The following is an 18,754-nucleotide window of genomic DNA, read 5'->3' as shown; positions in this document are numbered from 1 at the left end:
AAGGAACGAACGGGCAATGGCCATCGAGTACCGCATTACTCTCGACGACAATCATCAGTTCAGCTATCGGATCGAGCTGAATCGCGAATATGACCCTGTACAGGCGCAACAGGCACCGGCCTGGACCCGTCTCGGGCATCAGCAATGCAGCAATTGTCCGCTCAGTCGCGAGCAGTTCAGCCATTGCCCGGCTGCAGTCGACCTGCATCGGGTGATCGAGGACTTTCGCGGCCTGCCGGCGTTCAAGAAGGCCAGTGTCTGGGTGCGCACACCGGAGCGTGAATACACCAAGCACGTCGGCCTGGAAGAGGGGCTGCGTGCGCTGCTCGGGGTGATCATGGCCACCAGCGCCTGTCCGGTGCTGGCGCGCCTGAAACCCATGGCGCAGCACCATCTGCCCTTTGCCAATAATCAGGAGTTCATCCTGCGCGCGGTGTCGCTGTACCTGTCGCGGCAGTACTTCAACATGCGCGAGGGGCGTCTGGCCGATTGGGAGCTGAAGGGCTTGGTGCGCCTGTTCCAGCAACTGAAGCTGGTCAATCAGGCTTTCTGGCAGCGCATTCACGACACCTGTGAAGGCGACTCCAACCTCAAGGCTTTCCTCACGTTCTTCTCGATGTCATCGAGCATGACGGTGTCGCTGGAGACCCAACTGCAGAAGATCCGCCCGCTGGTCATGAGCGCGGGCGAGTCGTTCGAGTAAGGCAACTGCAGCCTGCGTAGGGTGCGCTGCGCACACCGCAGTTGCAAAGGTCCCGAGGCCGTCAGTGCTGTCTCTGGTGCGCATGGCGCACCCGATACTCAAGCGCCTTTTTCGCCTTTCTTCAGTCGCACTGCGAGCACATCGCAGGGCGCGCCGTGCAGCACGTCATTGGCCGTGGAGCCGAGCAGCAATGCCAGGCCGTGACGGCCATGACTGCCGACCACGATCAGATCGCAACCTTGCTCTTCGGCGAGGCGGTGAATTTCCTGGCGCGGCTGGCCGTAAGCCAGATGGCGTTGGTCCGCAGTGAGTTCGGGGTACTTGCCAGTGAAGCTGTCCAGGCGCTCGCGGGCCTGCTCGAACTGCTGTTGCTGCAGCATCGACAGATCCATCGGCACATCACCGCCAAAGGCCATGGCCATCGGTTCGACGATATGCACCAGTGACATCTTGGCACCACTGGCCTGGGCCAGCTTCTGTGCGCGTACCACTACGGGGTCGCATTCCTCGGTCAGGTCGACGGCGACCAGAATGTGCTGGTAGGGCATGGTGAACTCCTCCTCAAGGAAGCAAATGGCTCTGTCTCAAGTATGGCCCCATTGTGTGGGGTAGGGCGACTGCTCATGAGCGGGACAAAGAAAAGCCCGGTGCGAGCACCGGGCAAGAGTTGGGCCAGGCAGGCCGGAAATCGGTGGCATCAATGTTGGCTGGCGGCGTACTGGGCGGCAACATCTTCCAGGCCTTCGATGATGCTGTCGGAATACTTGCTGATCAGGAACGGTACCGTGTTTTCGTTGTAGTTGCGCAGCGATTTCTCGATGTAACGCCATTTCGTGCCGATGGCGTTCAGGGCTGCGCTGATCTCGGGGGTGTTCTGCTGGGCGCTGCTGAGCGTGTTCAGCTTGCTGGCGAACTCACCTGCCAGTTCGTCGATGGCGCGCTCCTCACCGCCACCAAAGAAGCTGGCGCCGACCGAGGCGCTGCGTGAAGCATAGTCCAGGGCGATGTTCTGCATCAGCAGGCTTTGTTCACGGCTCTTCTGGGTCAGCTGCGGTACGCTGAAACCGCTCTCTTGCTGCACCTTCTGATAAAGCTCCTGGCTGATGGCCATGATGCGCTGGTTGCTCTCGGCCAGGTCGGCGACCGGTTGCAGGTCGGTGTAGCCTTGCTTGCGCATGGCGTCCATCAGCGCCTGAAGCCCATTGCGGTAACTTTGCCAGTTGGTTTGCAACTGCGCTCGCAGTGCCTTGCTCGCGTCGCCAGGCATTTCGCCGAGACCATCCAGGTGTGCTTGGCCTTCCTGCAGCGATTCGCCAATCATCCGCGCGTAGCGCTGATCGCCCTCCATGCCGTTGTACATGTAGAAGTCACCCAGGCTCTTTTGCGTTGCCAGGCGCAACTGGTGCAGGCGCAGCAGATCATCGGCCGGCGCGGCGCTGAGCAAGGGAGGGGAGAGCAGCGTGAAGAGGAAAACGAGCAGGGCGCTCAGGGGAAATGCAAGCGAACGGCGGCTCGACATTGGCGACTCCGTACGGCCCATCGTGGGGCTCGATTTGTTTTTGTATTGCCTTCAGATGGCGCTGTGCCAGCCGAAAGTGAGACGACTGTACCCGGAGCGTAACGATTTGGCTAGGCGCTCGGACATGCCTGCAACGTGCAGGAAAACACTGGCAATGGCGCGTTATTGACGTTGTTTATCGGAATTGGCTGGAGGCCGCGAATGACCAGGCCTGCAGAAAACGTCGGGAAAACGACGAAAACAGGCCAATTGACAAGCGCAGGCTTTTCCCTGATGGTGTGCACACCCAAATCAAACGGGCGTATGAATTGAGCGTTTGCCTGGTCAGGCGCGCCACTACAGCCCGAATATCGCGTCGGTGGGTGTGTCGTACCGATTGGAGCTATGCTCGACGGCTGTGCCGCGAGCTGGCCTGCCGGTTGGCTCCGATGTGTACTGTTCAGCTTCCATACCGTGGAGATCAGTTGATGATTTACGAAGGTAAAGCCATCACGGTTAAGGCTCTTGAGAGCGGCATCGTCGAATTGAATTTCGACCTCAAGGGTGAGTCCGTCAACAAATTCAACCGTCTTACCCTCAATGAGCTGCGCGCCTCCGTCGACGCGATCAAGGCTGACGGTTCGATCAAGGGCGTGATTGTCACCAGTGGCAAAGACGTGTTCATCGTCGGTGCCGATATCACCGAGTTCGTCGAAAACTTCAAGCTGCCCGACGAAGAGCTGGTGGCTGGCAACCTGGAAGCCAACAAGATCTTCAGTGATTTCGAAGACCTCGCCGTGCCGACTGTCGTCGCCATCAACGGCATCGCCCTGGGTGGCGGTTTCGAGATGTGCCTGGCTGGTGACTACCGTGTAATGAGCGAGACCGCCAAGATCGGTCTGCCAGAAGTCAAACTGGGCATCTACCCAGGCTTCGGCGGCACTGTGCGCCTGCCGCGTGTGATCGGTACCGACAACGCTGTCGAGTGGATCGCTTCGGGCAAGGAAAACCGTGCCGACGACGCGCTGAAAGTCGGCGCCGTCGATGCTGTTGTCGCGCCCGCCAAACTCAAGGACGCTGCACTGGATCTGGTCAAGCGCGCCATCTCCGGCGAGCTGGACTACAAGGCCAAGCGTCAACCCAAGCTGGAAAAGCTCAAGCTCAACGCCATCGAGCAGATGATGTGCTTCGAGACCGCCAAGGGCTTCGTCGCTGGCCAGGCCGGCCCGAACTACCCGGCTCCGGTCGAGGCGATCAAGAGCATTCAGAAAGCCGCCAACTTCGGCCGTGACAAGGCGCTGGAAGTCGAAGCCGCCGGCTTCGTCAAACTGGCCAAGACCTCGGTTGCCGAGAGCCTGATCGGTCTGTTCCTGAACGATCAGGAGCTGAAGAAGAAGGCCAAGCACCACGACGAGATCGCTCGCGACGTGAAACTGGCTGCCGTACTCGGCGCCGGCATCATGGGCGGCGGTATCGCCTACCAGTCGGCCTCCAAGGGCACCCCGATCCTGATGAAGGATATCCGTGAAGAGGGTATCCAGATGGGCTTGAACGAGGCTTCCAAGCTGCTCGGCAAGCGCGTCGAGAAGGGCCGCATGACCCCGGCGAAGATGGCCGAAGCCCTCAACGCCATCCGCCCGACCATGTCCTACGGTGATTTCGGCAACGTCGACATCGTCGTCGAAGCCGTGGTCGAGAACCCGAAGGTCAAGCAGATCGTGCTGGCCGAAGTGGAAGGCGTGGTGCGTGAAGACGCCATCCTGGCCTCCAACACCTCGACCATCTCCATCAGTCTGCTGGCCCAGGCGCTCAAGCGTCCGGAAAACTTCGTCGGCATGCACTTCTTCAACCCGGTGCACATGATGCCGCTGGTGGAAGTCATCCGTGGCGAGAAGTCCAGCGAAGTGGCCGTGGCCACCACCGTTGCCTACGCCAAGAAGATGGGCAAGAACCCGATCGTGGTCAACGACTGCCCCGGCTTCCTGGTCAACCGCGTGCTGTTCCCGTATTTCGGCGGCTTCTCCAAGCTGCTGGGCTTCGGCGTCGACTTCGTGCGCATCGACAAGGTGATGGAGAAATTCGGCTGGCCCATGGGTCCGGCTTATCTGTCCGACGTGGTCGGCATCGACACCGGCCACCACGGCCGTGACGTGATGGCCGAAGGCTTCCCGGATCGCATGGCTGTCGAAGGCAAGACCGCCGTCGACGTGATGTACGAAGCCAACCGCCTGGGCCAGAAGAATGGCAAAGGCTTCTACGCCTACGAAACCGACAAGCGCGGCAAGCCGAAGAAGGTCTCCGACCCTGAGGCTTACGAGCTGCTCAAGTCCATCGTGGTCGAAGAGCGTGAAGTCACCGACGAGGACATCATCAACTTCATGATGATCCCGCTGTGCATGGAAACCGTTCGTTGCCTGGAAGACGGCATCGTCGACACCGCAGCCGAGGCCGACATGGGCCTGATCTACGGTATCGGCTTCCCTCCCTTCCGTGGCGGTGCGCTGCGCTACATCGATTCCATCGGTGTTGCTGAATTCGTCGCCCTGGCCGACAAATATGCCGAGCTGGGCGCCCTGTACCACCCGACCGCAAAACTTCGCGAAATGGCCGCCAAGGGCCAGAAGTTCTTCGGTTAACCGTGCAGCGAACAGAGCGAGAGTAGAAATATGAGCCTGAATCCTAGAGATGCAGTGATCGTCGACTTCGGTCGTACCCCGATGGGTCGTTCCAAGGGCGGCATGCACCGCAACACCCGCGCCGAGACCATGTCTGCGCACCTGATCAGCAAGCTGCTGGAGCGCAACGCCAAGGTCGATCCGGCCGAAGTGGAAGATGTGATCTGGGGCTGCGTCAACCAGACCCTGGAGCAGGGCTGGAACATCGCGCGCATGGCGTCGCTGATGACCCAGATCCCGCACACCAGCGCCGGCCAGACCGTCAGCCGTCTGTGCGGTTCGTCCATGAGCGCCCTGCACACCGCCGTGCAGGCGATTCAGACCGGCAACGGCGATGTGTTCGTCGTCGGTGGTGTGGAGCACATGGGCCACGTCGGCATGATGCATGGCGTCGACCCGAACCCGCACCTGTCGCTGTACGCCGCCAAGGCGTCCGGCATGATGGGCCTGACCGCTGAAATGCTGGGCAAGATGCACGGCATCAGCCGCGAGCAGCAGGACGCCTTCGGTGAGCGTTCGCACCGCCTGGCGCACAAGGCCACCGTCGAAGGCAAGTTCAAGGATGAAATCATCCCGATGCAAGGCTACGACGAGAACGGTTTCCTGAAGATGTACGATTTCGACGAAACCATTCGTCCGGAAACCACCCTCGAGAGCCTGGCTGCGCTGAAGCCCGCGTTCAACCCGAAAGGCGGCACCGTGACTGCAGGTACGTCCTCGCAGATCACCGACGGCGCCTCCTGCATGATCGTCATGAGCGCCCAGCGTGCTCAGGATCTGGGTATTCAGCCGATGGCCGTGGTTCGCGCCATGGCCGTTGCCGGTGTCGATCCGGCGATCATGGGTTACGGCCCGGTGCCGTCGACTCAGAAGGCGCTCAAGCGTGCCGGTCTGAGCATCGCCGACATCGATTTCGTCGAGCTCAACGAAGCCTTCGCTGCCCAGGCCCTGCCTGTGCTGAAGGACCTGAAGCTGCTCGACAAGATGGAAGAGAAGGTCAACCTGCACGGCGGCGCCATCGCCCTGGGTCACCCCTTCGGTTGTTCCGGGGCCCGTATCTCCGGTACCCTGCTCAACGTTATGAAGCAGAACGGCGGCACTTTTGGTGTCTCCACCATGTGCGTGGGCCTTGGCCAAGGCATCACCACCGTCTTCGAGCGCATTTAAGCGTCAGCGGACAGAAACCGGGGCCTAGTGCCCCGGTTTTGCTTTTTACGGCTTTTTATTTCGGGAACCGCTCATGCAGTTGCAGCCAGGACTCTATCGTCACTACAAAGGCCCGCAGTACCGTGTATTCGGTGTGGCGCGTCATTCCGAGAACGAGGAAGAGGTGGTGGTCTACCAGGCGCTGTACGGCGAGTTCGGCCTGTGGGTGCGGCCGCTGAACATGTTCTGCGAAGAGATCGAGGTGGACGGCAAGCGCGTTCCACGCTTTGCTTTGATTCAGGCAGAAGTCAGCCCTATCGGCAGTTCGCAAGTCTGACTGCGCAGCCCCTGCGCTTGACCTTCGCTCGGTCACCACTATATATAGCGGGGCCTTAGAACCTGTTCACGATCTGTTGCGCGTCGGCGCTACTGCGTTAAAAACAAGCTCGGAATGCTCATTTACCACTCGTAAACTCCGCTTCCTCGCTTGTTTTTGCCTTGTATCACTCTAGCTCACGAGCTCGTGAGCAGGCTCATATGGCTCCCAGCCTTCTATATTTCGCAATTCAGGAATTTTCTGATCCATGGGCAAATCGCTGGTCATCGTGGAATCCCCGGCCAAGGCCAAGACCATCAACAAGTACCTGGGCAGCCAGTACGTGGTGAAGTCGAGCATCGGCCATATCCGTGACCTGCCTACCAGCGGCTCGTCAAGCGCCACCAAGGAGCCTGCCAAGCGCGGCAAGGCCGCTGGTGAGACGCCAGCACTGTCGCCCAAGGAAAAGGCCAAGCGTCAGCTGTTCACGCGGATGGGGGTCGACCCCGAGCACGGCTGGAAGGCCAAGTACGAGATCCTGCCCGGCAAGGAAAAGGTGATCGAAGAGCTGCGCCGCCTGGCCAAGGATGCTGACACCATCTATCTCGCAACCGACTTGGATCGCGAGGGGGAGGCCATCGCCTGGCACCTGCGCGAATCCATCGGTGGTGATGACAGCCGCTACAAGCGCGTGGTGTTCAACGAGATTACCAAGAAGGCGATTCAGGAAGCCTTCTCCAAGCCGGGTGAGCTGGACATCAACCGCGTCAACGCCCAGCAGGCGCGCCGCTTCCTCGACCGCGTGGTGGGCTACATGGTTTCGCCGCTGCTGTGGGCCAAGATCGCCCGTGGCCTGTCTGCCGGTCGTGTGCAGTCGGTGGCGGTGAAGCTGGTGGTGGCGCGTGAGAAAGAAATCCGCGCCTTCGTCCCGGAAGAATACTGGGAAGTGCACGCCGATCTTGGTACGCCGAAGAACGCCAAGGTGCGTTTCGAGGTAGTGCGTGAAGATGGCGCCGCCTTCAAACCGGTCAACGAAGCGCAGGCCATGGCCGCGCTGGAGAAGCTCAAGGCCTCCAGCTACAGCATCGTCAAGCGTGAAGACCGGCCCACCAGCAGCAAGCCCTCGGCGCCGTTCATTACCTCCACCCTGCAGCAGGCCGCGAGCAACCGCCTGGGCTTCGGGGTGAAGAAGACCATGATGATGGCCCAGCGTCTCTACGAGGCTGGCTACATCACCTATATGCGTACCGACTCGACCAACCTGTCGAACGACGCGGTGGAGATGGTGCGTGGCTTCATTGGCAGCGAGTACGGCGACAAGTACCTGCCGGGCAAGCCGAATCAGTACTCGAGCAAGGAAGGCGCTCAGGAGGCGCACGAAGCGATTCGTCCCTCTGACGTCAACCTGCGCCCGACCCAGCTCTCCGGCATGGAGCGCGATGCCGAGCGCCTGTATGACCTGATCTGGCGCCAGTTCGTCGCCTGCCAGATGCCGCCGGCCGAATACCTTTCCACCAGCGTCACAGTGGCTGCCGGCAACTTCGAGCTGCGCGCCAAGGGCCGCATTCTCAAGTTCGACGGTTACACCCGCGTGCTGCCGCAGCAGAGCAAGCCCGGCGAAGACGACGTGCTGCCGGAAATGAAGGAAGGCGAGGGCCTCAAGCTGATCCAGCTCGACCCCAGCCAGCACTTCACCAAACCGCCAGCGCGCTACTCCGAAGCCAGCCTGGTCAAGGAGCTGGAGAAGCGTGGCATCGGTCGCCCGTCCACCTACGCGGCGATCATCTCCACCATTCAGGATCGCGGTTACGTCACGGTACATAACCGTCGCTTCTATGCCGAGAAGATGGGCGACATCGTCACCGAGCGTCTCGACGAGAGCTTCGCCAACCTGATGGATTACAGCTTCACCGCCACCATGGAAGAACATCTCGATGATGTGGCCCAGGGTGAGCGCGAGTGGAAGAATCTGCTCGATGAGTTCTACGGTGACTTCAAGAAGAAGCTTGAGGTAGCCGAAGCTGGCGAGGGGGGCATGCGTGCCAACCAGCCGACCCTGACCGACATTCCCTGCCGCGAGTGCGGTCGGCCGATGATGATCCGTACCGCCTCCACCGGCGTGTTCTTGGGTTGCTCCGGCTATGCGCTACCGCCCAAGGAGCGCTGCAAGGCCACCATCAACCTGGTGCCGGGCGACGAGATCGCCGCGGATGACGAGGGCGAGTCCGAGTCCCGCGTGCTGCTCGGCAAGCATCGCTGCCCGATCTGCTCCACGGCCATGGATGCCTACCTGCTGGATGAAACCCGCAAGCTGCACATCTGTGGTAACAACCCCGATTGCACGGGCTACGAGATCGAGCAGGGTCAGTACCGCATCAAAGGCTATGAAGGCCCGAGCCTGGAGTGCGACAAGTGCGGTAGCCAGATGCAGCTCAAGACTGGCCGCTTCGGCAAGTTCTTCGGTTGCACCAATGCCAGCTGCAAGAACACCCGCAAGCTGCTCAAGAACGGCGAGGCGGCCCCGCCGAAGATGGACAAGGTGGAGATGCCGGAGCTCAAGTGCGAGAAGGTGGACGACACCTACGTGCTGCGCGATGGTGCTTCAGGTCTGTTCCTGGCGGCCAGCCAGTTCCCGAAAAATCGCGAGACGCGCGCGCCGCTGGTGCTGGAAATCGTCCCGCACAAGCACGAGATCGATCCCAAGTACCATTTCCTCTGCGATGCCCCGCAGAAGGACCCTGATGGTCGCCCGGCAGTGATTCGCTACAGCCGCAAGACCAAGGAGCAGTACGTGCAGTCCGAGGTCGATGGCAAGCCCACCGGCTGGCGTGCGTTCTTCGATGGTGGCAAGTGGAAGGTCGAGGACAAGCGCTAGCGCTTGTCCTCGACCTGTCGGGCATCGGTCAGGCGTCGCAAGAGCGGCGCCCTGAATGCCTGACGAGATGCGCGCGATACCTGCTGGCGCGCGTATCATGGCTCGATCTGTAATAGAGGGCGCCACAATGGCCAAAGAAATCTATACCCGTACCAATCAGAAGATCTTCTTCGCCGGTATCGCTCTGGATAACTGGCGCAAGGCCGAAGCGTCCTCCGCGTTCAATGTGCAGGCGCTGGTGCAGGCAGAGCGCGAGGCGGCCCTGTTTCACCTGTATGGCGGCTTGCTCGGGCTGTGTCATGAGATCGCCGGTTATTACCGCATGAACGACGCGACGCCTTTGAGTGTCGAGGCCTTCGTTCAGCCGGCGGTACTCAACGCTTCGCCAAGTCCCGAGCTGGCCGAACTGGTGGAGTTGGCTCAGCAGCGCGAAACCTGGCTGGCTGAATTGCTGGCCGCCTATGCTGCGCTTTTCCAGCCGCCGCGCGAGGAGCGCAAGGCCAAGGTCGACCCATCCATGCCCTTGATCACGGCCGTCAGCGTTGGTGAGGAGCCGGTCGAGCTGAGCATCGATGATGTCGATGCCTGGCGTCAGCAGCTCAAGGCACTGGTACTGCGCTTTCGCGAAGGCCTCAGCGAGTGCTGATCGGGTTTAACTGGACCAGTGGGCTGGGGATGACCCCGGCTGGCTGTTACAATGTCGTGTTTTTGCACAGAGACTGAGCCATGCCTACATCCTTTCTGGAAATCGTCGAATTGCCCGATGGGCGTATTGCCCTGCGTCGTGCAGAGGATGAAGAGGCGCTGGTGACCCTGGATTTCTCCGCTGACGCCAAGGCTTTCCTGCAGGGGCAGCACATTGAAGTGGCCAAGGCCATGCTCAACGTCGGGGTGCAGATGGCCGGCCGAATGGCCGAAGGAGATTTCAGTAGCGAAGAAGAGGGGCCGCGTGTCCTGCACTGAAGTCGCTACGGATCAACGAAAACGGGGCTCCAATGGAGCCCCGTTTTCGTTTGCGGTGCGCTGTGAACAGGTCAGCCCAGGCTGATGTTCAAGCTCTGTGCGCTACCCGCATTGGCAGCCTGTGCAAGACGTTGACGAGTGCTGCACTCGACCGGGTGTAACCAACTGATAACGGTGTGGCTGCGCCCCAGTTTGAGTGCTTCTTCAGCCAGTTCCAAAGCGCTTTGTCCTTGTCGCGGGTGCAGCAGCAGAATGCGTTCACGGTTCAGCCCGGCATCACGCAGCCAGCTTTGCGTGAGGCTGGCCGGTGGTGCTACCAGAGTCAGCCAGCGTGCATCCTGATTCTGGCTCAGTTCGCGCAGAATCGGCGCCAGCAAGTGTAGGCAGTGGCCGGCGGCGCCACGTAGAGCCAATTCGCTGAACGCCTGATCATCCTCGCTGCGAGAGATGTCATCGGTCACGACCAGTGGCTTACTCGGCGTTCGGCCAAGGAACGCGTCGAAAAGGGGAAGTTGTGGGCGCTCGAACGACTGCTGCACGTACATGGTGTCTCCTCAGCGGCGGATTACACCGACGCTCAAACCTTCGATAACCAGATCCTGGTGCTCCAGGTCCACTTCGATCGGTGCGAATTCAGGATTCTCGGCAATCAGCCAGACCTTGTTGCCTTCGCGCTTGAAGCGCTTAACCGTCACTTCATCGTCGATGCGGGCGACGACAATCTGGCCGTTGCGCGCTTCGCGCGTCGTATGTACGGCCAACAGATCGCCATCGAAGATGCCGATGTCCTTCATGCTCATGCCGCTTACACGCAGCAGGTAGTCGGCTTTGGGCTGAAAGAATGCCGGGTTGATCTGGCAGGATTCCTCGATATGTTGCTGGGCGAGGATCGGTGCGCCGGCGGCGACACGACCGATGACCGGGAGGCCTTCATCCTCGTTCGCGGCGCCTGCTTCGAAACCGGGAATACGGATACCTCGTGAAGCGCCAGGGGTCATTTCGATAGCACCCTTGCGTGCAAGGGCCTTGAGATGTTCTTCTGCTGCGTTGGGCGATTTGAACCCCAGCTCCTGAGCGATTTCCGCGCGGGTGGGTGGGTAGCCGTTGTCTTCCAGGCAGCGTTTGATGAAGGCGAGAATCTCGGCTTGGCGTGGCGTCAGTTTCAACATGGCTGGGCTCTGTCTTTTTATACAGTGACTGGGATTATATACAGTAAGTAAGGCTTGGCAACGACCATTTTTCAGGTGCGTGCCGTTCGGCTTGTTACCCATGCCGAGTAATCTGCGTCTTTGCTTGTTGTAAGCTGTGACCGGCCGGCCAAAAGACGGCTCATGCGGCTTGACAATTCAGTAGGCTGAAACGTATGTTTCAAACAAGTGTTTGTCAGGTGATAACTCATGGCTCAGTCGGAAACCGTTGAACGCATTCTCGATGCTGCGGAGCAGCTGTTCGCGGAAAAAGGCTTTGCCGAAACGTCGCTGCGCCTTATCACCAGCAAGGCCGGGGTCAACCTGGCTGCCGTCAACTATCACTTCGGTTCGAAGAAGGCGCTGATCCAGGCAGTCTTCTCGCGTTTCCTCGGGCCATTCTGCGCCAGCCTGGAAAAAGAACTCGATCGTCGCCAGGCCAAGTCCGAAACCCAGGTTTCCCTGGAGGAGCTGCTCGAGCTTCTGGTCGAGCAGGCCCTGGCAGTGAAACCCCGTAGCGGTAACGACCTGTCCATCTTCATGCGTCTGCTCGGTCTGGCCTTCAGCCAGAGCCAGGGGCACCTGCGCAAATATCTGGAAGAGGTCTACGGCAAGGTATTTCGCCGTTACATGCTGCTGGTGCACGAAGCTGCGCCGCGTATTCCGCCGCTTGAACTGTTCTGGCGTGTGCACTTCATGCTTGGCGCTGCGGCGTTCAGCATGTCCGGCATCAAGGCCCTGCGGGCGATGGCCGAGACCGATTTCGGCGTCAACACCTCGATCGAGCAGGTGATGCGCATGATGGTGCCATTCCTCGCCGCCGGAATGCGCTCGGAAACCGGGGTCAACGATCCGGCACTGGCCGGCGCGCAACTCAAGCCGCGAACCAAGACGCCAAGCGCCGCCCCTAAGGTTTGACCCGGCAGGCGGTGGGCGTGGCTTCGCCCTTCGGCTAAGCTAGCGGCCCATGCCCGATCTCGATTTACTCCACATCTCCATTGCCGATCAGATGCTCTATGGCTTCAGTGCCGGGCAACTGACGGTGCGTTTGTCCGTCTCTACCGCACGCAACGGCGTCGGCGAGCGCAATGGCTCTGGCTGTACGCCGCGCGGGCTGCATCAGGTACGCGCGAAGATCGGCGCCGGTTTGCCTTTGGCAGCCGTGCTGCGCGGTCGTCGCTGGACAGGTGAAGTGTGGTCGCCGCAGCTGCATCAGCAGTTTCCCGGCCGTGACTGGATTCTTACTCGCATTCTTTGGTTGAGCGGTCTCGAGCCGGGGCGCAATCGCCTGGGCGAGGTCGATACCTTCCGTCGCTACATCTATCTGCATGGCACCCCGGACACGGAACCCATGGGTGAGCCGTTGTCCCATGGCTGCATCCGTTTGCGTAACGCCGACATGCTGGCGCTTTTCGATCGCGTGCCGCTGCACTGCAGGGTGCGCATCGACGAAGCATCCTGCCCGCAGTGGGGCGCAGGCCAAGATTTCACGTAAGGAATAGGTTTATGCAAGGCTCTTTGATGATGGATATCGCTGGCACCTGGCTGACCGCCGAGGACCGCCAGATGCTGCGTCAGCCCGAGGTGGGCGGCCTGATCATTTTCGCTCGCAACATCGAATCGCCGCGCCAGGTGCGCGAGTTGTCTCAGAGCATTCGTGCCGTGCGCCCGGACCTGCTGTTGGCCGTGGACCAGGAAGGTGGCCGCGTGCAGCGCCTACGTCAGGGCTTTGTGCGTTTGCCGGCGATGCGCGCGATTGCCGATAACGATAACGCCGAGGTACTGGCCGAGCATTGCGGCTGGCTGATGGCGACCGAGGTGCTGGCGGTTGGTTTGGATCTCAGCTTCGCCCCGGTGCTCGACCTCGATCACCAGCGCAGTGCGGTGGTCGGCAGTCGCGCCTTCGAGGGTGATCCGCAGCGCGCGACCACGCTGGCTGCCGCTTTCATTCGTGGCATGCATCAGGCGGGTATGGCCGCGACCGGCAAGCACTTCCCTGGGCATGGTTGGGCTGAGGCAGATTCTCACGTGGCCATCCCGGTCGACGAGCGCAGCCTCGATGATATCCGCGCCTGCGATATGCAGCCGTTCAAGCGCCTTGCTGGCGAGCTCGACGCGGTAATGCCGGCGCACGTCATCTATTCGCAGGTCGATGAGCAGCCGGCGGGATTCTCCCGTCGCTGGCTGCAGGACATCCTGCGTGGCGAGCTGGGCTTCGATGGTGTGATCTTCAGTGATGACCTGTCCATGGCTGGTGCGCACGTGGTCGGCGATGCCGGCAAGCGTATCGAAGCGGCGCTCACTGCGGGCTGCGACATGGGTTTGGTGTGCAATGATCGTGGCTCCGCCGAGCTGGCCCTGAGCACGCTGCAACGTTTGCAGGTCAAGCCGGCCGAGCGTCTGCAGCGCATGCGCGGGCGTGGTCATGCCTGTACCGATTATCACCATGCGCCACGTTGGTCGGCGGCCACCGCAGCGCTAAGAGCGGCGCATCTGCTCGATTGAGGGTTCAACATGACCGTTTATGCAATCATCGGTGGCACTGGCCTGACGCAGCTCGAAGGCCTGGTGATTCGTCAGGTGCTGACACTGGATACGCCCTACGGTGCACCCTCGGCCGATATCCTGCGAGGCGAGTACGGCGGGCGCGAGGTGTTGTTTCTGGCGCGCCATGGCCAACCGCATCGGATTGCCCCGCATCAGATCAACTACCGCGCCAATCTGTGGGCGCTGAAGCATGCAGGGGCGCGCGAGATTGTTGCGGTCAATGCCGTGGGTGGCATTCATGCGGCAATGGGCGCCGGTCATTTCTGCGTGCCGCATCAGCTCATCGACTACACCGCCGGTCGTGCGCATACCTTCTTTGAGGGTGAGCTGGATCATGTGACGCACGTGGATTTCAGTCACCCCTATGACGACGCCTTGCGTGAGCGCCTGATTGGCGCACTGCGTGCCGAAGGCGCCGCCTTCAGCGGTCATGGCGTGTACGGCTGCACACAGGGGCCGCGCCTGGAAACGGCGGCGGAAATCGTGCGGATGGAGCGCGACGGCTGCGATCTGGTCGGCATGACCGCAATGCCCGAGGCGGCGTTGGCGCGCGAGCTGGCGTTGCCTTATGCCTGTTTGGCCTTGGTGGTGAATCCGGCGGCGGGCAAAACCAGTGGCCTGATCACCATGGCTGAAATCGAGCGGGTGCTGGAGCAGGGCATGGGCACGATCAAGGCAGTATTGGCGCGCGTGCTGAGTGACTAGTTTCTCTTGGCAAATAAGAAGGGCCGCTTAGCGGCCCTTTTCGTTACCCGTTCACAGCGGGCTGATGCGCACCAGCGCGCCGAGGCTGCCGTGATCGAGGTAGGTCAGGCTGTTGTCCTTCAGGCGCTGGGCGACTTTCATGTGCTCGCTGCTTTCCAGCAGGCCATCGGCGCTGAAGCGGTTGATCCATAGTTCCAGGTCCAGATCGGCGAAGCGATCCTGGGTGAAGGTGAGGGTACCTTCGACCGGGTAGTGACCGAGGTGCGCCTCGCCACTGTTGACCGCGACGCGGCTCGGCGATGTGCTCAGCGTCTGGCTCCAGGCCTTGTGCAGCAGGACTTGGTAACCATTGCCTGGATTGAGCTTGGCCGCTTCGCTGTCGAGGTTGGTGGGGCGCTCGCTGCCGGCGATCGGCAGTGCAGTGCCAGCCCAATCGTCGGGGGCGATTTTCGGTGCGATCACCGCGTCACCGGCCTGGCGGAACACCAGCAACTCCACCTGGTAGAGGCGTTCGGCGAAGGCGTTCGGTGCGAGCAGACAGAGCAGCAGGGCGATCAGGTGCAATGGGCGCATTTGAGAATCCTTCAGGTGGTGGGCGCGAGGCGCTCTAACAGGGCTTCCAGGGTGTTGAAGCGTTCTTCCGCGCGCTCCATCGGTACCTGGATCTTGAACATGGTGGCGCCTTCGAACTTGTAGCGTTTCGGATGGGCCTGGATCAGCTTGATCAGGGTCAGTGGGTCGACGCAGGTTTCTGCGGCGAACTCGATGCGCCCGCCTTGCGGGCCGGCGTCGACCTTGGTGATGCCGAGTTTGTCGGCCTGCAGCTTGAGCAGGGTCAGGCGCATCAGGTTCTTGGTCGGCTCTGGCAACAGGCCGAAGCGGTCGATCATCTCCACCTGCAGCTCCTTCAGGCCATCTTCGTCGCTGGCGTTGGCGATGCGCTTGTAGAGGATCAGGCGGCTGTGTACATCAGGTAAATAGTCCTCGGGGATCAGTGCCGGCACGCGCAGGTTGATTTCCGGGCCGCCGCCCAGTGGCTGGTCGAGGTTGGGTTGCTCACCTTTCTGGATGGCCTTGACCGCGCGCTCCAGCATTTCCATGTACAGGGTGAAACCGACGGCCTGGATCTGCCCGCTCTGGCCGTCACCGAGCAGCTCGCCGGCACCACGGATTTCCAGATCATGGGTGGCCAGGACGAAGCCGGCACCGAGGTCCTGAGCGTTGGCGATGGCTTCCAGGCGCTTCTCGGCATCTGGGGTCATCTGCTTGCGTGGTGGGGTCAGCAGGTAGGCGTAGGCCTGGTGGTGACTGCGACCGACACGGCCGCGTAGCTGGTGCAACTGAGCCAGGCCGAACTTGTCGGCACGGTCGATGATGATGGTGTTGGCGCTCGGTACGTCGATGCCGGTCTCGATGATGGTGGAGGCCACCAGGACGTTGAAGCGCTTGTGGTAGAAGTCGCTCATCACCTGCTCGAGATCGCGCTCGCGCATCTGCCCGTGGCCGATGCCGATGCGGGCCTCGGGCACCAGTTCGGCCAGATCGGCCGCGCACTTCTCGATGGTCTTCACATCATTGTGCAGGTAGTACACCTGGCCACCGCGCAGCAGCTCGCGCAGCAGCGCTTCCTTGATGGTCGGCTTGTTGGCCTCCATGACGAAGGTACGCACTGACAGGCGTCGTGCTGGCGGGGTAGCGATGATCGACAGGTCGCGCATGCCGGCCACGGCCATGTTCAGGGTGCGTGGGATCGGCGTGGCAGTCAGGGTGAGAATGTCCACCTCGCTGCGCAGGGCCTTGAGTTGTTCCTTCTGGCGTACACCGAAGCGGTGTTCCTCGTCGATGATGGCCAGGCCCAGGTTTTGGAACTTGACGTCATCCTGCAGTAGCTTGTGCGTGCCGATGACGATATCCACCTTGCCTTCGGCCAGTTGCTGCACGGCCTCGTCGACTTCCTTGGCGCTCTTGAAGCGACTCATCACCTCGACTTTTACCGGCCAGTCGGCGAAGCGGTCGCGGAAGCTGTTGTAGTGCTGCTGGGCGAGCAGGGTGGTGGGCACCAGCACGGCAACCTGCTTGCCGCTGTGCACGGCAATGAAGGCGGCACGCATGGCCACTTCGGTCTTGCCGAAGCCGACGTCGCCGCAGACCAGGCGGTCCATCGGCTTGCCGGCCAGCATGTCGGCGCGCACGGCGTCGATGGCTGACTGTTGGTCCGGCGTTTCCTCGAAGGGAAAGCCAGCGCTGAAGGTGGCGTAGTCCAGGGCTGGGTCCTGGAAGGCGAAGCCCTCGCGGGCGGCGCGGCGAGCGTAGATATCGAGCAGTTCGGCGGCGACGTCGCGTACCTGTTCGGCGGCCTTGCGCTTGGCCTTCTGCCAGACCTCCGAGCCGAGGCGGTGCAGCGGTGCCAGGGCGTCATCGCTGCCGGTGTAGCGGGCGATCAGGTGCAGGCTGGCTACGGGCACGTACAGCTTGGCTTCGTCAGCGTATTGCAGGGCGAGAAATTCGGCGGCCTGGCCGTCGAATTCCATGGTGACCAGACCCAGGTAGCGACCGACGCCGTGATCGATGTGCACCACCGGTGCGCCTTCGCGCAGCTCGGTGAGGTTCTTGATCACGTTGTCGCCGCCTTCGCGGCCCTTTTCGCGGCGGCGACGCTGCATTACCCGTTGGCCGAACAGCGGGCTTTCGGCGATCAGCGCCAGGTCGTCGAGCAGTAGCCCTTCGTCCAATGGTGCGATGCAGATGTTCAGGCGCTCGGTGCTGGCGACGAAGGCCGGCCAGCCGTCGACTTCCTTGGGCTTGAGCTTGAGGCGCGCTAACAGTTCCAGCAGCACTTCGCGGCGCCCGGCCGATTCGGCGCAGAACAGCACACGGCCCTGGTACTCCTCGATGAAGCGGCGCAGTGCCGCCAGCGGCTCACCGGCCTTGGCCTGAATCGCCAGGTCGGGCAGGGCGCGTGCGTCGAAGCGGGTCTGGCCGACGCCGGGCTCGATGTCGTCCTGGTTGACCACCACGCGCGGCCAGTTCTTCAGGCGCGCGAAGCAGTCTTCTACCGGCAGGAAGATGTCTGCCGGTGGCAGCAATGGCCGCTCTGGGTCGACGCGGCGGTCCTCGTAGCGGTTGCGCGCATCCAGCCAGAACTGCTCGGCGGCCTTCTCGATGCCGGGCAGGGAGAACACCTGGGTATCGCCCGGCAGGTAGTCGAACAGGGTGCCGGTCTCTTCGAAGAACAGCGGCAGGTAGTACTCGATGCCGGCCGGGGTGATGCCGGTGGAAAGGTCTTGATAGATCGGGCAGCGACGAAAATCCACGTCGAAGCGTTCGCGGAAACGCCCGCGAAAATCGGTGACGGCCTTCTTCTCCAGCGGAAACTCGCGCGCCGGCAGCAGGCGGATCGACTCGACCTTGTCCACCGAACGCTGGGTTTCCGGGTCGAAGGTGCGCAGGGTCTCGATCTCGTCATCGAACAGGTCGATGCGGTAGGGCGTTTCGCTACCCATCGGATAGAGATCGATCAGCGCGCCACGCACGGCGAACTCGCCATGTTCGTAGACCGTATCGACGCAGCGGTAGCCGGCGGCTTCCAGGCGCGTGCGCATTTGCTCCACATCCAGCTTCTGGCCGACATCCATCACCAGGCTGCTGCCGAGCAGGAAGGTCTTCGGCGCCAGGCGGTGTAGGGCGGTGGCGATGGGCACTACGAGAATGCCGCGACTCAGTTGCGGCAGACGATACAGGGCGGCGATGCGCTGGGAAATGATGTCCTGGTGTGGCGAGAAAACGTCGTAGGGCAGGGTTTCCCAGTCAGGGAAATGCAGCACGGGCAGATCCGGGGCGAAGAATGCCAGTTCTTCCTGCAGGCGCTCGGCGCTCTGGCTACCCTCGGTCAGTACCAGGGTGAAGCGCCCGGCATTGCTGGCGGCCTCGGCTATCGCCAGGGAGAGGGCGGCACCGGGGAGGTTGCCCCATTGCTGTTTGCCGGCGCTGGCCGGCAGGGACGGAAGACGCAGTACGGACACGGGCGGCTCACGATCATGACGAAAGGCCCGGAATTGTAGCGGGGCTTGCTGGTCAATGTCAGTCGCGACAGGCGCGCATTGCTCATGCTCTCGCTCGCCGTCATAATGTAGCCCCTT

Annotated in this window: 17 protein-coding genes; 11 read left to right on the top strand and 6 right to left on the bottom strand. The window is 61.6% G+C overall.

The window, feature by feature from the left end; genetic code table 11:
* Nucleotides 1–16: 16 nt before the first annotated feature.
* Nucleotides 17–703 carry a DUF6901 family protein gene (locus BM059_RS20400; protein ID WP_074941127.1) on the top strand — a complete coding sequence of 229 codons (687 nt, stop codon included), beginning with the start codon at nt 17–19 and terminating at the stop codon, nt 701–703.
* A 98-nt stretch (nt 704–801) separates the two neighbouring features.
* Here the strand turns inward: BM059_RS20400 and BM059_RS20395 are convergent, their stop codons facing one another.
* Both BM059_RS20395 and BM059_RS20390 read right to left on the bottom strand, forming a co-directional pair.
* A complete protein-coding gene (locus tag BM059_RS20395) occupies nt 802–1,251 on the bottom strand; it encodes a universal stress protein (protein ID WP_017361528.1) in 450 nt (149 codons plus the stop codon).
* A gap of 149 nt (nt 1,252–1,400) precedes the next feature.
* The gene (locus tag BM059_RS20390; protein ID WP_037000367.1) at nt 1,401–2,222 is read right to left on the bottom strand and encodes a hypothetical protein; all 822 of its coding nucleotides are present in this window, start codon (nt 2,220–2,222) and stop codon (nt 1,401–1,403) included.
* Between the two features lie 467 nt (nt 2,223–2,689).
* Here BM059_RS20390 and fadB point away from each other — a divergent pair, with 467 nt between their 5' ends.
* The 6 genes from fadB to BM059_RS20355 all read left to right on the top strand — a co-directional run bounded on the left by fadB (nt 2,690) and on the right by BM059_RS20355 (nt 10,176).
* A complete protein-coding gene (gene fadB, locus BM059_RS20380) occupies nt 2,690–4,837 on the top strand; it encodes a fatty acid oxidation complex subunit alpha FadB (protein WP_074941126.1) in 2,148 nt (715 codons plus the stop codon).
* 30 nt (nt 4,838–4,867) lie between these two features.
* Nucleotides 4,868–6,043 carry an acetyl-CoA C-acyltransferase FadA gene (fadA, locus tag BM059_RS20375; RefSeq protein WP_037000364.1) on the top strand — a complete coding sequence of 392 codons (1,176 nt, stop codon included), beginning with the start codon at nt 4,868–4,870 and terminating at the stop codon, nt 6,041–6,043.
* A gap of 73 nt (nt 6,044–6,116) precedes the next feature.
* Nucleotides 6,117–6,359, top strand: a complete 243-nt coding sequence (locus tag BM059_RS20370; RefSeq protein WP_037000363.1) for a DUF1653 domain-containing protein — start codon at nt 6,117–6,119, stop codon at nt 6,357–6,359.
* A 247-nt stretch (nt 6,360–6,606) separates the two neighbouring features.
* Entirely contained in the window at nt 6,607–9,213 is a 2,607-nt protein-coding gene (gene topA, locus BM059_RS20365; protein ID WP_074941125.1) for a type I DNA topoisomerase, read from the top strand.
* 127 nt (nt 9,214–9,340) lie between these two features.
* Nucleotides 9,341–9,859 (top strand): DUF6586 family protein, encoded by a 519-nt coding sequence (locus BM059_RS20360; protein WP_074941124.1) that lies wholly within the window; start codon nt 9,341–9,343, stop codon nt 9,857–9,859.
* An 80-nt stretch (nt 9,860–9,939) separates the two neighbouring features.
* On the top strand, nt 9,940–10,176 hold the full coding sequence (locus tag BM059_RS20355; RefSeq protein WP_012018126.1) for a hypothetical protein: 237 nt from the start codon (nt 9,940–9,942) through the stop codon (nt 10,174–10,176).
* Between the two features lie 71 nt (nt 10,177–10,247).
* On the opposite strand, the gene sulA is transcribed toward BM059_RS20355, so the two are convergent.
* A complete protein-coding gene (gene sulA, locus BM059_RS20350) occupies nt 10,248–10,721 on the bottom strand; it encodes an SOS-induced cell division inhibitor SulA (RefSeq protein ID WP_074941123.1) in 474 nt (157 codons plus the stop codon).
* A 9-nt stretch (nt 10,722–10,730) separates the two neighbouring features.
* A complete protein-coding gene (lexA, locus tag BM059_RS20345) occupies nt 10,731–11,345 on the bottom strand; it encodes a transcriptional repressor LexA (RefSeq protein WP_037000359.1) in 615 nt (204 codons plus the stop codon).
* A 228-nt stretch (nt 11,346–11,573) separates the two neighbouring features.
* On the opposite strand from lexA, the gene BM059_RS20340 reads away from it, so the two are divergent.
* Genes BM059_RS20340 through BM059_RS20325 form a run of 4 tightly spaced genes read left to right on the top strand, consistent with a single transcriptional unit; the run spans nt 11,574 to nt 14,615 of the window.
* On the top strand, nt 11,574–12,281 hold the full coding sequence (locus BM059_RS20340) for a TetR/AcrR family transcriptional regulator (RefSeq protein WP_037000357.1): 708 nt from the start codon (nt 11,574–11,576) through the stop codon (nt 12,279–12,281).
* A 49-nt stretch (nt 12,282–12,330) separates the two neighbouring features.
* Nucleotides 12,331–12,858 carry a L,D-transpeptidase gene (locus BM059_RS20335; protein WP_037000356.1) on the top strand — a complete coding sequence of 176 codons (528 nt, stop codon included), beginning with the start codon at nt 12,331–12,333 and terminating at the stop codon, nt 12,856–12,858.
* 11 nt (nt 12,859–12,869) lie between these two features.
* Nucleotides 12,870–13,868: a beta-N-acetylhexosaminidase gene (gene nagZ / locus BM059_RS20330; RefSeq protein ID WP_074941122.1), complete on the top strand. Its 999-nt coding sequence runs from the start codon at nt 12,870–12,872 to the stop codon at nt 13,866–13,868.
* Nucleotides 13,869–13,877: 9 nt separating this feature from the next.
* Nucleotides 13,878–14,615 carry an S-methyl-5'-thioinosine phosphorylase gene (locus BM059_RS20325; RefSeq protein WP_074941121.1) on the top strand — a complete coding sequence of 246 codons (738 nt, stop codon included), beginning with the start codon at nt 13,878–13,880 and terminating at the stop codon, nt 14,613–14,615.
* Between the two features lie 51 nt (nt 14,616–14,666).
* On the opposite strand, the gene BM059_RS20320 is transcribed toward BM059_RS20325, so the two are convergent.
* Both BM059_RS20320 and mfd read right to left on the bottom strand, forming a co-directional pair.
* Nucleotides 14,667–15,188, bottom strand: a complete 522-nt coding sequence (locus BM059_RS20320) for a CsiV family protein (RefSeq protein WP_074941120.1) — start codon at nt 15,186–15,188, stop codon at nt 14,667–14,669.
* A gap of 11 nt (nt 15,189–15,199) precedes the next feature.
* The gene (mfd, locus tag BM059_RS20315; RefSeq protein ID WP_074941119.1) at nt 15,200–18,637 is read right to left on the bottom strand and encodes a transcription-repair coupling factor; all 3,438 of its coding nucleotides are present in this window, start codon (nt 18,635–18,637) and stop codon (nt 15,200–15,202) included.
* Nucleotides 18,638–18,754 lie beyond the last annotated feature (117 nt).

The organism is Ectopseudomonas composti (genome assembly GCF_900115475.1).
GTDB classification, from domain to species: Bacteria; Pseudomonadota; Gammaproteobacteria; order Pseudomonadales; family Pseudomonadaceae; genus Aquipseudomonas; species Aquipseudomonas composti.
This window is presented reverse-complemented; position numbering and strand designations above follow the sequence as displayed.